The 13353-nt window shown below is 70.6% G+C and carries 11 protein-coding genes; 6 read left to right on the top strand and 5 right to left on the bottom strand.

What is annotated here, in order from left to right:
• Positions 1-101: 101 nt before the first annotated feature.
• From ADK65_RS33890 to ADK65_RS33875, 4 genes are all read right to left on the bottom strand, one after another.
• Positions 102-950 carry a carbohydrate ABC transporter permease gene (locus tag ADK65_RS33890; protein WP_053675000.1) on the bottom strand — a complete coding sequence of 283 codons (849 nt, stop codon included), beginning with the start codon at positions 948-950 and terminating at the stop codon, positions 102-104.
• Positions 947-1831 carry a carbohydrate ABC transporter permease gene (locus ADK65_RS33885; RefSeq protein WP_053675197.1) on the bottom strand — a complete coding sequence of 295 codons (885 nt, stop codon included), beginning with the start codon at positions 1829-1831 and terminating at the stop codon, positions 947-949. The genes ADK65_RS33890 and ADK65_RS33885 overlap by 4 nt, the downstream gene beginning before the upstream one ends.
• A gap of 126 nt (positions 1832-1957) precedes the next feature.
• Positions 1958-3235, bottom strand: coding sequence for an extracellular solute-binding protein (locus ADK65_RS33880; RefSeq protein ID WP_053674998.1), 1278 nt, complete (start codon positions 3233-3235; stop codon positions 1958-1960).
• 47 nt (positions 3236-3282) lie between these two features.
• Positions 3283-4335 carry a carbohydrate kinase family protein gene (locus tag ADK65_RS33875; RefSeq protein WP_053674996.1) on the bottom strand — a complete coding sequence of 351 codons (1053 nt, stop codon included), beginning with the start codon at positions 4333-4335 and terminating at the stop codon, positions 3283-3285.
• A 149-nt stretch (positions 4336-4484) separates the two neighbouring features.
• Between ADK65_RS33875 and ADK65_RS33870 the strand changes: the two genes are divergently transcribed.
• The 4 genes from ADK65_RS33870 to ADK65_RS33855 all read left to right on the top strand — a co-directional run bounded on the left by ADK65_RS33870 (position 4485) and on the right by ADK65_RS33855 (position 10420).
• Entirely contained in the window at positions 4485-5249 is a 765-nt protein-coding gene (locus tag ADK65_RS33870; RefSeq protein ID WP_053675194.1) for a DeoR/GlpR family DNA-binding transcription regulator, read from the top strand.
• Entirely contained in the window at positions 5246-6586 is a 1341-nt protein-coding gene (locus ADK65_RS33865; protein ID WP_053674994.1) for a 6-phospho-beta-glucosidase, read from the top strand. The genes ADK65_RS33870 and ADK65_RS33865 overlap by 4 nt, the downstream gene beginning before the upstream one ends.
• A 57-nt stretch (positions 6587-6643) precedes the next feature.
• Positions 6644-9685, top strand: a complete 3042-nt coding sequence (locus tag ADK65_RS33860) for an alpha-mannosidase (protein WP_053674992.1) — start codon at positions 6644-6646, stop codon at positions 9683-9685.
• A 216-nt stretch (positions 9686-9901) separates the two neighbouring features.
• A complete protein-coding gene (locus ADK65_RS33855) occupies positions 9902-10420 on the top strand; it encodes a cupin domain-containing protein (RefSeq protein ID WP_053674990.1) in 519 nt (172 codons plus the stop codon).
• A gap of 4 nt (positions 10421-10424) precedes the next feature.
• Here ADK65_RS33855 and ADK65_RS33850 read toward each other — a convergent pair whose 3' ends face one another.
• Positions 10425-11561 carry an ATP-grasp domain-containing protein gene (locus ADK65_RS33850; RefSeq protein WP_053674988.1) on the bottom strand — a complete coding sequence of 379 codons (1137 nt, stop codon included), beginning with the start codon at positions 11559-11561 and terminating at the stop codon, positions 10425-10427.
• Positions 11562-11819: 258 nt separating this feature from the next.
• Between ADK65_RS33850 and ADK65_RS33845 the strand changes: the two genes are divergently transcribed.
• A complete protein-coding gene (locus ADK65_RS33845; RefSeq protein ID WP_053674986.1) occupies positions 11820-12680 on the top strand; it encodes a metallophosphoesterase family protein in 861 nt (286 codons plus the stop codon).
• Positions 12677-13336, top strand: coding sequence for a 4'-phosphopantetheinyl transferase family protein (locus ADK65_RS33840; RefSeq protein ID WP_053675192.1), 660 nt, complete (start codon positions 12677-12679; stop codon positions 13334-13336). Before ADK65_RS33845 ends, ADK65_RS33840 begins: the two co-directional genes overlap by 4 nt.
• Positions 13337-13353: the final 17 nt, after the last annotated feature.

The raw sequence follows: 13353 nt of genomic DNA, 5'->3' as shown, positions 1-13353 counted from the left end.
CAGGAGAGCTCGGGACCGGCGGCCGGTTTCCGGCTGCGCGCCCGTTCCGGCTGGTCGCGCAGTTCCCCGCGCCCCTTACGGGGCGCCCGCCTTCGGGGCGTTCAGCTGCCCTGCACCGCCCCCTCCGTCGCCCCCGCGATGAAGCCGCGGGCGAAGAGCGTGAAGACGACGACCAGGGGCACGGACGCCATGAGGACGCCGGCCATGACCATGCTGTAGTCGGTGGTGTGGCCGACGTGGAGCTGGGCCAGTGCCACCTGGAGGGTGAGGTGGCTGGGGTCGTTGAGCACGACCAGCGGCCAGATGTAGTCGTTCCAGGCGCCGACGAAGGCGTAGATGGCGAGGAAGGACAGTGCGGGCCTGATCATCGGCAGCACGATGTTCCAGTACTGGCGGAAGAATCCCGCTCCGTCGATGCGCGCGGCGTCGAGCAGCTCGTCCGGCACGCCGTTCCCGATGTACTGGCGCAGCCAGAAGATGCCGAAGGCGTTGGCGAGGGCGGGCAGGACCAGGGCCTTGAGGGTGCCGACCCAGCCGATGTCGGACATGAGGATGAACTGCGGCAGGACGGCCAGCTGGAGCGGCAGCATCATGAACCCCACCAGCAGGGCGAACAGCGTCTTGCGGCCGGGGAAGTCGAACTTGGCGAAGGCGAACGCCGCAAGGGAGTCCACGAACAGGACCAGGACGGTCGTGACGCAGGCGACGACGAGCGTGTTCAGCATCGACCCGAAGAAGTCGATGGTGTCGAGCACGTGCCGGACGTTCTCCAGCAGGTGGGAGCCGAATGTCAGCTTCGGAGGGCTCTTGTAGATGTCCTCGGTGGTGTTCGTCGCCATGACGATCGTCCACACGAACGGGAAGACCGAGACCAGGACGGCCAGGACCAGGACGAGGTGCGCGGTCAGCCCCTTCGGGCGCCGGGACCGCCTCGGGACCACTGCGGTCATGACTTCCTCCCGCGCTGGACGACCCGCCAGTTGACGACGACCAGCACCATGATCAGTACGAAGAAGGCCCACACGATGGCCGCGCCGTAGCCGTAGTCGTTGTTGACGAAGGCCGACTGGTAGAAGTAGAGGAGCGTGGTCAGGCCGGCCTGGCCGGGACCGCCGAGGTTGGGGTTGGCGGCGTTGCTGCCGAAGAGGACCTGGGGTTCGCTGAAGCTCTGCAGGCCGTTGATGGTCGAGATGACGACGGTGAACAGGATGATGGGCCGCATGATCGGCATGGTGATCTGGAAGAACGTGCGGATCGGTCCCGCCCCGTCGAGCCTGGCCGCCTCGTAGATCTGGGTGGGGATGGCCTGGAGCCCCGCCAGGTAGATGATCATGTTGTAGCCGGTCCACATCCAGGTCATCAGCAGCGCGATGACCAGCTTGATCAGCCACGGGTTGCTCAGCCACGGAACGGGTGGGATGCCGACCGTGCCGAGGATCGCGTTGACCAGGCCGAAGTTGTTGCTGAACACCGCCCCGAAGAAGATCGACACGGCGACGATCGAGGTGACGTTCGGTATGTACAGGGCGATGCGGTAGAAGCCCTTGAACCGGCGCACCGAATGCAGCAGCGTCGCCAGCACCAGGGCGCCGAACAGGGTGGGGACGGTGGACAGCACCCAGATCACCAGGGTGTTGCGGATCGACAGCCAGAAGACCGGGTCGTCCCAGAGGAACCGGAACTGCTGCAGGCCCACGAACTGCACGGTGCCCAGGCCGTCCCAGCGCTGGAAGGCGAGGTAGAGCGAGTAGAAGACAGGGAAGAACGAGAAGACGCCGAAGATCAGGAAGAAGGGCGAGATCGCCAGGTACTGCCGCCAGTGCGACAGCACCCGGCGACGCCCTGGCCGCACGGTGTCCGCGGGCGGCGTGCGCCGCGGGCGGAAGCGGGCCGGGCCGGGCCCGCCGTGATGCCGGGGCACCGCGGCGGAACCGGTGACCGGAGGTGACGCCATCGCTCAGCTCACCCCCTGCCGCCGGGCGATCTGCCTGGCCTGGGCGACCGCGTCCTTCCAGGCGTCGTCGGGCTTCTTGCCCTTGGCCTCGATGCTGGACAGCTCGGTCATGAAAGGCGCCATGACGGCGGCGTCGGCGGGTGCCTCGTAGGCGGCCGGGATGGCCTTGGCGGCCGGGCCGAAGACCTCGATGATCTTCTGCCCGCCGAAGAACGGGTCACCGCCCGTCATCGCCGGCATGGAGTAGGCCGCCGGCGCGGCGGGGAAGATGGCGGCGTCGGTGAAGCCCCGGGCGTCGTTCTCCGGACTGAGGATCCAGCTGATGATCTTGAACGCCTCTTCGGGGTTGCGGCACTGCCGGGGCAGCGCCAGGTAGGAGCCGCCCTGGTTGGCCGGTCCACCGGGCATCGCGCAGACCCGCCACTTGCCCTTGGTCTTCGGGGCCGCCTGCTCGATGTCCAGGGCGTGCCAGGCGGCACCGAGTTCGGTGGTCAGGGTCTTGCCGATCGCGGCGTTCCACGTGTTGTCGTTGATCTTGGCGTCGAGCCCGAGGGTGTAGGGACGCACAGCGGTGGCCCAGGCCTTGCGGATGTGGTCCTGGTCGCCGATGAAGTGGTTGTCCTTGTCGATGAACCGCTCGGTGCCCTGCCCGACAGCCATGGTGAAGACCGAGCCGATGTTGTTGACCAGGTACGTGCCCGGCACCTTCCTGCGCAGCTCGGTGCCGAGGGCGAAGTAGTCGTCCCAGGTGCCGGCCCGGGCGGCGACCTTGTCGGGGTCGGTGGGCAGCCCGGCCTTGTCGAACAGGTCCGCACGGTAGAAGAGGGCGGTCGGGCCGATGTCGATCGGGAACCCGATCTGCTTGCCGTCCTCGGTCCGGGCGAGCTTGGTCTTCCAGTCCAGGTACTGGGACGCGATCTTCTTGAAGCCCAGGTCGTTCAGATCCAGGAAGCGGCCCGCGTTGGGCAGGAAGGACGCCATGTCCTCGCCCTTGATGCCGGTGATGTCGGGCACGGAGGCGCCCGCCGCCAGGGTGGTGGTCAGCTTCTGCTTGAAGTCGCCGCCTATGGAGGCGGCGGTCAGCTTCACCTGGCCGCTGAAGTGCGTCTTCGCCTCGGCGACCACCTTGTCGCTGAGCGCGCCTCCCCAGTACCACAAGGTGAGGTTCTTGCCGTTCTTGTTGCCGGCCGAGCCGGAGCCGCCGCCGCAGGCGACGGTCAGACCGGAGGCGGCCGCGGTGAGCGCGGCTGCCTGGAGGAAGCCTCTACGAGAAAGGTCCACGGGTCACTCCTGTTGTTCCTGTTCGACGTGCCGGAGGGGTGTGCGGGTCAGTTCGGCCCTTCACAGGCGCGCGGACCGACGGGGGTGTGAGGGGCGGGCGGGGTGACGGGGGCGTGCTGCACGGGCGGCCCGGGATCGGCCGGGAGGCGGTCGGCCAGGAAGCCGTAGTCGCGGCGCAGTTCCGGGTCGCTCAGGGACCGGTACCAGTGGGCGACGCCGTACCAGCCGGGCGCCGCGAGGGCGCCGCCGTGGTGCCGGACGGACAGCCCGGCCGCTAGCACCGCGAACCGCAGCCGCTCCGTCAGCGGCCAGCCGCCGAGGGACGCCGCGACGAAGCTCGCGCCGAAGACGTCGCCGGCCCCCGTCGCGTCCAGGACCTCGGTGTCCAGGGCCGGGACCTCGGCGTACTCGCCGGTGATCTGGTCGACGGCGATGGCGCCGTCCCCGCCCCGGGTCACCACGGCGACCGGCACCAGCTCCGTGAGCGTGCCGAGCGCGGCCAACGCGCTGTCGGTGCGGGTGTAGGCCATCGCCTCGGTCTCGTTGGGGAGGAAGGCGTGGCACAGGGCCAGCTGGTCCAGGAGGGCCCTCGACCACTCCTGGGTGGGGTCCCAGCCGACGTCGGCGTAGATCCGCGTGCCGTTGGCGGCGGCCTTGGCGAGCCACTCGCGAGGCCGGGCTTCGAGGTGCACCAGGGCGGTCCGCGCGTCGGGCGGGTCGCCCATCAGCACGTCCTGCGAGTACGGCGGCTCCTGACCGTGGGTGAGCAGGGCCCGGTCCTGGCCGTAGGCGACGGAGACGGTGACCGGGGTCGGCCAGCCGTCCGCCGTGCGCGAGAGGGAGAGGTCGACGCCTTCCTGGCCGCACAGGACGTCCCGGCAGTGCTCGCCGTAGAAGTCGTCGCCGAACACCGTGGCCAGATGGGTGCGCAGGCCGAACCGGGAGGCGGCCACGGCGAGGTTCGCGATGCCGCCCGGGCCGCAGCCCATGCCCCCGGTCCAGATCTCCTCGCCCGGTGTGGGCGGCCTGCCGAGCCCCGTGAGGACGAGGTCGTAGAAGAGCAGCCCGGTCAGCAGCACATCGGGCCGGTCGTCGTCCACGGATGCGTCCTCTCGCTCACGGTTTCGACGGAGATCGTCAAAACTCTTCATTTCGGTGACCGGAATCGTGCGCCGCTCGGCGAGATTGGTCAATACCCGAGCAGAAATAAGCATGGCGATGATTGGAGATGACGAGTAATGTGCACGCCGTGCTGGCTGAACGACGACACCAACTCATCCTGCGGGCCCTGCGTGCCGGCGGGCCCGCGGCCGTGACCGACCTCTCGGAGCAGCTGGGCGTGAGCCCTGCCACAATCCGGCGTGACCTGGTCAAACTGGAAGAAGACGGACTGCTCACCCGCGTGCACGGCGGCGCCGTCGTGGAGGAGGGCGACCAGCCCTTCGCCGAGGTCGCCGAGGTGCGCGTCACCGAGAAGGACGCCATAGCCGAACGCGCCGCCGCGATGATCAGGGACGGTCAGTCGGTGCTGCTGGACATCGGGACGACGGCCTACCGGCTGGCCCGGCAGCTGCACGGCCGGCGGCTCACCGTGATCACCAGCAATCTGGTGGTCTACGAGGAGCTCGCCGACGACGAGGGCATCGAGCTGGTCCTGCTGGGCGGCATGGTCCGCCGCGAGTACCGCTCCCTGGTCGGCTTCCTCACCGAGGACAACCTGCGCCAGCTGCACGCCGACTGGCTCTTCCTCGGCACGAGCGGGGTGCGGCCCGGCGGGCAGGTCATGGACACGACGGTCGTGGAGGTGCCGGTCAAGCGCGCCATGATCAAGGCCGGCGAGAAGGTGGTGCTGCTCGCCGACGCGGCGAAGTTCCCCGGGAACGGGATGGCGAAGGTCTGCGGTCCCGAGGACCTGGACGCGGTGGTGACGAACGAGCCGGTCGACGCGGCGACGCTGACCTCCTTCCAGGAGGCGGGCGTCGAGGTGGTCGTGGCGGGAAAGGTGCAAGCGTGAAGCTGACGATTCTGGGCGGCGGAGGTTTCCGTGTGCCGCTGGTGTACGGGGCCCTCCTCCAGGACCACGCCGAGGGCCGGGTGACCCACGTCGTCCTGCACGATCTGGACGCCGGACGGCTGTCGGCGGTGGCACGTGTCCTCGCCGAACAGGCGGCCGGGGTCCCCGACGCACCCGAGGTCAGCGCCACCACCGACCTCGACGAGGCCCTGCGGGGCGCCGACTTCGTGTTCTCAGCGATCCGTGTCGGCGGCCTGGAGGGACGCGCCGACGACGAACGCGTGGCCCTGGCCGAGGGGGTGCTGGGGCAGGAGACCGTGGGCGCGGGCGGCATCGCCTACGGCCTGCGCACGGTCCCGGTCGCCGTCGACATCGCCCGGCGGGTGGCCCGCCTCGCGCCCGACGCCTGGGTCATCAACTTCACCAACCCGGCCGGACTGGTCACCGAAGCCATGTCCCGCCACCTCGGCGACCGCGTCATCGGCATCTGCGACTCCCCGGTCGGTCTCGGCCGCCGCATCGCCCGGGTGCTCGGCGTCAAGAATCCGGCGGAGGCGTGGATCGACTACGTCGGCCTCAACCACCTCGGCTGGGTGCGCGGCCTGCGCGTCGCCGGCCGGGACGAGCTGCCGCGCCTGCTCGCCGACCCCGACCTGCTCGGCTCGTTCGAGGAGGGCAAGCTCTTCGGCGCCGACTGGCTGCGCTCCCTGGGCGCGATCCCCAACGAATACCTGCACTACTACTACTTCAACCGCGAGGCCGTCCGCGCCTACCAGCAGGCCGAGAAGACCCGCGGTGCCTTCCTGCACGACCAGCAGGCCCGCTTCTACGCCGAGATGACCAACCCGGACGCCCCCGCGCTCACGGTCTGGGACCGCACCCGCGCCGAGCGCGAGGCCACGTACATGGCCGAGAACCGCGAGACCGCGGGAGCAGGCGAACGCGACGAGGACGACCTGTCCGGCGGCTACGAGAAGGTGGCCCTCGCGCTGATGCGGGCGATCGCCCGGGACGAGCGCACCACCCTGATCCTCAACGTCCGCAACCGGCGCACGCTGTCGGTCCTGGATACGGAGGCCGTCATCGAGGTGCCCTGCCTCGTCGACGCCAACGGCGCCCACCCCGTCACCGTGGACCCGCTGCCCGGCCACGCCACGGGCCTGGTCTGCGCCGTCAAGGCCGTCGAGCGCGAGGTGCTGGCCGCCGCCGAGTCCGGCTCGCGCGCGAGTGCCGTCAAGGCCTTCGCCCTGCACCCGCTCGTCGACTCCGTCAATGTGGCCCGCAGGCTGGTGGAGGGCTATACCGAGGTCCACCCCGGGCTGGCGTACCTTGGGTGAGCACTGAGAGGTAAGCGCTTTCCCTGCCGCTCTTCCCCCGCTTCCTGGAGACACCCCATGCACGACGAAAGCCGCCGCATCGAGGAGCGCGTGCAGCGCCTTCACGACCAGCGCATCAAGTCCGCCGTCTACGCGGCCACCGTCCCCTTCGAGGTGGAGGCCTGGCAGGCCCCGGGGGAGCCGGTCCCGTTCGAGGAGGCCGCCGCCGCCTCCTACGAGCCGTTCGCGATGGGCACCCCGTGGGGCCCGCCCTGGGGCACCACCTGGTTCCGCATGCGCGGACAGGTGCCCGCCGAGTGGGCCGGAAAGCGCGTCGAGGCCGTCATCGACCTCGGCTTCGTCGGCGACTGGCCCGGCAACCAGGCCGAGGCCCTCGTCCACCTCACCGACGGCACCCCCCTGAAGGCCGTCAACCCGCTCAACCAGTATGTGGCGATCGCCAACCCCGCGCAGGGCGGCGAGACGGTCGACTACCTGGTCGAAGCCGCCTCCAACCCGGACATCCTCGCGGACGACTTCTCCCGGATCACCTGGCTCGGCGACAAGCTGACCGCGGGCGACAAGCCCCTGTACACCTTCCGCAGCGCCGACATCGCGATCCTCGACGAGGAGGTCTGGCACCTCGACCTCGACGTGCAGGTGCTGCGCGAGCTGATGCTGGAGCTCGGCGAGCACGACCCGCGCCGGCACGAGATCGCACACGCCCTCGACCGGGCGATGGACCTCCTCGACCTGGACGACGTCTCCGGCTCGGCCGCCGCGGTGCGCGAGGCGCTGAAGCCGGCGCTCTCCAAGCCCGCGCACGCCAGCGCGCACACGATCTCCGGCGTCGGCCACGCGCACATCGACTCGGCCTGGCTGTGGCCGATCCGCGAGACCAAGCGCAAGACGTCCCGCACCTTCTCGAACGTCACCTCACTCGCCGACGAGTACGACGACTTCATCTTCGCCTGTTCCCAGGCCCAGCAGTACGAGTGGGTGCGCGACCACTATCCCAAGGTCTGGGCCCGCATCCAGGAGTCCGTCAAGAACGGCCAGTGGGCGCCGGTCGGCGGCATGTGGGTCGAGTCCGACGGCAACCTGCCCGGCGGCGAGGCGGTCGCCCGCCAGTTCGTGCACGGCAAGCGGTTCTTCATCGAGCACTTCGGCATCGAGACCAAGGGCGTCTGGCTGCCGGACTCCTTCGGCTACAACGCGGCCTACCCGCAGCTCGCCAAGCTCGCCGGCAACGAGTGGTTCCTCACCCAGAAGATCTCCTGGAACCAGACCAACACCTTCCCCCACCACACCTTCTGGTGGGAGGGCATCGACGGCACCCGGATCTTCACCCACTTCCCTCCGGTCGACACCTACAACGCACGCTTCAGCGGCGTGGAGATGTCCCGCGCGGTCCGCAACTACGCGGAGAAGGGCGGCGCCTCCCGCTCCCTGGCCCCCTTCGGCTGGGGCGACGGCGGTGGCGGTCCCACCCGCGAGATCATGGAACGAGCCCGCCGGCTGGCGGACCTGGAGGGTTCCGCGAAGGTCGTCGTCGAGCACCCCGACGAGTTCTTCGCCAAGGCCCGTGAGGAGTACCCGGACGCACCCGTGTGGGTAGGCGAGCTCTACCTGGAGCTGCACCGCGCCACCTACACCTCCCAGGCCCGTACCAAGCAGGGCAACCGCCGCTCCGAGCACCTCCTGCGCGAGGCCGAACTGTGGGCGACCACGGCCGCCCTGAACGCGCCCGCCTACTCCTACCCGTACGAGAAGCTGGACCGGCTCTGGAAGACGGTGCTGCTGCACCAGTTCCACGACATCCTGCCCGGCTCCTCCATCGCCTGGGTGCACCGCGAGGCCGAGGCCGAGTACGCCCGCGTCGCGCGGGAGCTGCACGCGCTGACCGCCGAAGCGGTGTCCGCACTGGGCGCCGGCGAGACCCGCGTCTTCAACACCAGCCCCTACGGCCGCGCCGAAGTGGTCCGCACGGCCGGCGGCGCACCGGTGTACGTGCAGGTGCCCGCGAACGGCTCCGCGCCCCTCGCCGACTGCGCGCCCCCGCAGCCGGTGACGGTCGACGGCCGGGTCCTCGACAACGGCCTGGTCCGGGTGGAGGTCGCCGAGGACGGCACCCTGTCCTCCGTCCGCGACCTGCGCGCCGGCCGCGAGGTCCTCGCCGGGCCGGGCAACCTGCTGCGCCTGCACACGGACCTGCCCAACTGCTGGGACGCCTGGGACATCGACAAGCACTACAAGAACCGCTACACCGACCTCCTCGACGCGTCGTCCGTCACCGTCGTCGAGCAGGACCCGCTGATCGGCGCCATCCGTGTCGAGCGGTCCTTCGGCAAGGGCTCCACGATCACCCAGACGATCACGGTGCGCGCGGGAAGCGCCCGCATCGACATCGAGACGGACATCGACTGGCACGAGACCGAGAAGATCCTCAAGGCGGCCTTCCCGGTCGACATCCGCGCCTCTCACTCCTCCGCCGAGATCCAGTTCGGCCACATCCAGCGCCCGACCCACACCAACACCACCTGGGAGGCGGCCCGCTTCGAGGTCTCCGGCCATCGCTGGGTGCATCTCGGCGAGCCGGGCTACGGCGTCGCCGTCATCAACGACTCGACGTACGGCCATGACGTGTCCCGCACGGTCCGGGAGGACGGCGGCACCACGACGACCGTCGGCCTCAGCCTGGTCCGCGCCCCGCGCATCCCGGACCCCGAGGCCGACCAGGGCCCCCACCGCCTCACCTACGCGCTGCTGCCCGGCGCGACCATCGACGACGCCGTCGCCGAGGGCTACGCCCTCAACCTGCCGCTGCGGGTGGCCGACGCGGCCGGCGCCCCCGCACCGGTGGTCTCCGCCGAGGGCGAGGGCGTGACCGTGGAAGCCGTCAAGCTCGCCGACGACGCCTCCGGCGATGTCGTCGTCCGGCTCTACGAGTCCCGCGGCGGCCGCGCCACCGGCACCCTGCGCACCGGATTCCCGCTCGCCGGCGCCCAGGTCACCGACCTGCTCGAGCGCCCGCTGGAGGACGCCGAGCTCACCGACGGGGCCGTCGCCCTCGCGCTGCGGCCCTTCCAGATCCTCACCCTGCGCCTGCGGAGGGGCTGACCTCATGGCCGCGGCGAACCAACGTCGCGGCAGGACAGGGCGGGCCCCTCCGCCCCCGGTGTTCGGCCGGTGCCGGAGGGGCGACGTCGGCCACCAGCCGTTCGAGCGACCCGCGCGACGGTGCGGGTCGCTTCGCCGACGGCGTCGAATTGACCCACGAATCCGACACATGAATGCCCCCTGCAGTGGGTCGCCCGGCTCCGTAGGGTCATTGTCATGACGACGACACAGAACGAAACGGAACACAGCGGCGGCTTCGCACCGGTCCTCACCCGCGCCGCCGACGCCGAGACGACGCGCGACCCCAGCAGCGTGATGACCCTGCTCGCGGACTCCGGGAACACCGGCGGGCGGCTCACCAGCTACCGGTCGACGTTCGCCGAAGGTGCCATCGGCGCCCCCGCCCACCTGCACACCGAGGCGTCCGAGATGTTCTACGTCATCGACGGTGCGCTCCAGGTGCTGGTGGGCGAGGAGATCACCGTCCTGGAGGCCGGCGACTTCCTGCTGGTGCCGCCGCACACCCCGCACGCCTTCGCCGCCGCGCCCGGCGCGACGGCCGACGTGCTGTTCGTCTTCACCCCGGGCGCGGGACGCTTCGACTACCTGCGGCTCCTGGGCCGGGTGATGCGCGGCGAGGCCGACCCGCAGGAGATCAAGGACTCCTCGGAACGCTTCGACAACCACTACGTCGACAGCCCCGTCTGGCGCGAGGCACTGGCGGCCAGGGTCTGATGCCTCAGAGGGGCAGCGCCTGAGCCGCCGCCCCGACGGAGCCGGTCTGCTCGGCCGCGGCGGGCGCGGGTACCGCGGGGAGCGGTTCCGCCGACTCGGCCCGCTGCTGCGGCAGCGACACCGGCCGCAGCGGACGCGGCCCCGACACGACCGTGTAGTCCTGGCCCAGGAACGGCGGGACCATCTCGCCCGGGTCCTCGCCGAGTGCCAGCTGCACGGCGGCCCACGGGGCGTTGACACCGCACTGGGACAGCTGGTGCAGTCCGCCGGCCGGGCGCGTGTTGACGTCCATGAGCACCGGCTGGTCGCCGAACATCCGGAACTGGATGTTGGACAGGTAGTGCAGCCCGAAGCCCTCGGCGATGCGACGGGCCGGGTCCAGCCACTGCTCGTGCAGGGTGAAGCCACGGCGGCGGCCGTTCTTGGTGCGGCCCACCGCCATCCGGACCCGGCTGTCGGGGCCGGTCAGGCAGTCGACCGACACCTCGGGCTGCTCCAGGCGCGGCATCACCAGCCAGTCCACCGGCTCCTCGCCCTGCCGCAGCGCCTCCAGCACCAGATCGAGCGGCACGTACGGGCTGGGGAACCCGTTCAGATGCATCAGCGAGAAGGGCGTACGCGTGATCACGCGGAAGCCGACGCCGCCGGCCCCGGAGGCGGGCTTGAAGCAGGCCTTGTGCCCACCCGCCTCCAACTCCTCGACCGCCGCGACGAGTTCGTCCTCCGAACGGACCCGGTACCACGGCGGCACCGGCACCCCGATCGACCGGACCGCCTCGTAGGCGATCACTTTGTCGTGGAAGACGGCCACGGCCTCGGGCGGCGGCGCCAGCAGCGCCGTGCCCGCCGCCTCGAACTCGGCGCGGTGCGCCACGATCGCCGACTGGTGCAGCCGGGGCACGAACACGTCGATGCCCCGCCGTGCGCACTGGTCCAGCGCGTACTCGACGTACCCGCCGGGGGAGAGGTTCACGGGCTCCAGCTCGGCGGTGTCGGCGGCCGCCAGCACCGGCGAGTCGGGGTCGCCGTGCGTGGCGTGGATCTCGACCGCCCGGTCGCCGGGATTCCTCCGCAGCTGATCCATGAAGAACACGTTCTCCGCGTACGTGCGGTTGAGCCAGACGCGTACGCGAGAGACCATGCAGGCCGCCTTTCACGGTTCGCGGGCAGGGCTGAGCAGCCCGTGCCCGGGCAGAAGAAGGGAGGGACACCAAACCGCCCCTGTGGAAGGGAAGTTCGTAGCGGTGGTGTTGGGCCAGATCATACGGCTTCGACGGACCCTCCCGTGCAACGCGCGTGTGAAGGAATTCTCCCGCCGGGGCCCTCGGGCCGCTCTTGTCCCGGCCGCGTGAATGTGATCTCTTGGTGACCTCCGGGGTGCGCTACAGAGGGGCGAGAGGTGACGTCGAGGCCAGGTGGCGCCGCACAACTGCTGGCCATCAGCGATCTGCACATCGGCTACCCGGAGAACCGGGCCCTGGTCGAGGACATGCGGCCCGGGACGGACGACGACTGGCTGCTCCTCGCCGGGGACGTCGCGGAGACCGTGGCGGACATCCGCTGGACCCTGAAGACGCTCGCGGACCGCTTCCACAAGGTCGTCTGGGTGCCCGGCAACCACGAACTGTGGACCCACCCGGGTGACGCCGTCACGCTGCGCGGCCTCGCCCGGTACGAGCACCTGGTCGAGATGTGCCGAGAACTCGGCGTGACGACACCGGAGGACCCCTACCCCGTCTGGGAGGGCCCCGGCGGGCCGGTTGCCGTCGCCCCGCTGTTCCTGCTGTACGACTACTCGTTCCTGCCCGCCGGCTGCACCACCAAGGAGCAGGGCCTGGAGTACGCGCAGGGCACCGGGATCGTGTGCACCGACGAGCACCTGCTGCATCCCGACCCGTACCCGAGCAGGGAGGCGTGGTGCCGGGCCCGGGTCGCCGAGACCGAGCGCCGACTCGCCGAACTGCCCGGCGACCTGCCGGTGATCCCGGTCAACCACTATCCGCTCCACCGGCATCCGATGGACGTGCTGTGGTACCCCGAGTTCGCCATGTGGTGCGGTACGGACCTGACCGCGGACTGGCACCGCAGATTCCGCGTGCACACGATGGTCTACGGCCATCTGCACATCCCCCGCACCACCTTCCACGAGGGCGTGCGCTTCGAGGAGGTGTCGGTGGGCTATCCACGCGAGTGGCGCAAGCGGTCCCGGCCGCCGGGACGGCTGCGGCGGATCCTGCCGGGGACGGGCGGCCGGCAGTGATCGGGGAACTGCTGCCGGAGACGGCGGTCGGTGTGGAGGCGTACGGGTACGAGGGCGCGGACACCCCGCTGTACCCCGAGGAGGCGGCCGTCCTGACCCGGGCGGTCCACAAGCGCCGCAGGGAGTTCGCCGTCGTGCGCTCCTGCGCCCGCAGGGCCATGGAGAAGCTCGGAGTCGAGCCGCAGCCGATCCTGCCCGGGGAACGCGGCGCCCCCGGCTGGCCGGCGGGACTGACCGGCAGCATGACCCACTGCGAGGGCTACTGCGCCGCCGCACTGGTCCGTGTCACCGACCTGGCCTCGCTCGGTATCGACGCCGAGGTCCACGCCCCGCTGCCCGAAGGTGTCCTGGCGTCCGTCTCCCTGCCGGCCGAGGCAGGCCGGCTGCGACGGCTCGCGGCCGAACGCCCCGACGTGCACTTCGACCGGCTGCTGTTCAGCGCGAAGGAGTCCGTCTTCAAGGCGTGGTTCCCCCTCACCCGGAAGTGGCTGGACTTCATGGAGGCCGACATCGAGCTCGCCGCCGACGGCACCTTCCGCGCGGAGCTGCTCGTCCCGGGGCCATGGGTGGGTGACCGCCGCCTCGGCCATTTCGACGGCCGCTGGACGGCGAGAGGGGGCCTGATCGCGACGGCGATCGCCGTACCGCACGCCTGACCCCGCTTCCCGGCACC

The sequence above is a fragment of the Streptomyces sp. NRRL B-1140 genome, assembly GCF_001280065.1.
In the GTDB taxonomy this organism is placed as follows: domain Bacteria; phylum Actinomycetota; class Actinomycetes; order Streptomycetales; family Streptomycetaceae; genus Streptomyces.
This window is presented reverse-complemented; position numbering and strand designations above follow the sequence as displayed.

What these genes read in the sequence shown, in the direction of transcription:
- ADK65_RS33890 (WP_053675000.1), bottom strand. Translation starts at nt 950, where the DNA reads ATGACCGCAGTGGTCCCGAGGCGGTCCCGGCGCCCGAAGGGGCTGACC.
- ADK65_RS33860 (WP_053674992.1), top strand. Translation starts at nt 6,644, where the DNA reads ATGCACGACGAAAGCCGCCGCATCGAGGAGCGCGTGCAGCGCCTTCAC.
- ADK65_RS33850 (WP_053674988.1), bottom strand. Translation starts at nt 11,561, where the DNA reads ATGGTCTCTCGCGTACGCGTCTGGCTCAACCGCACGTACGCGGAGAAC.
- ADK65_RS33855 (WP_053674990.1), top strand. Translation starts at nt 9,902, where the DNA reads ATGACGACGACACAGAACGAAACGGAACACAGCGGCGGCTTCGCACCG.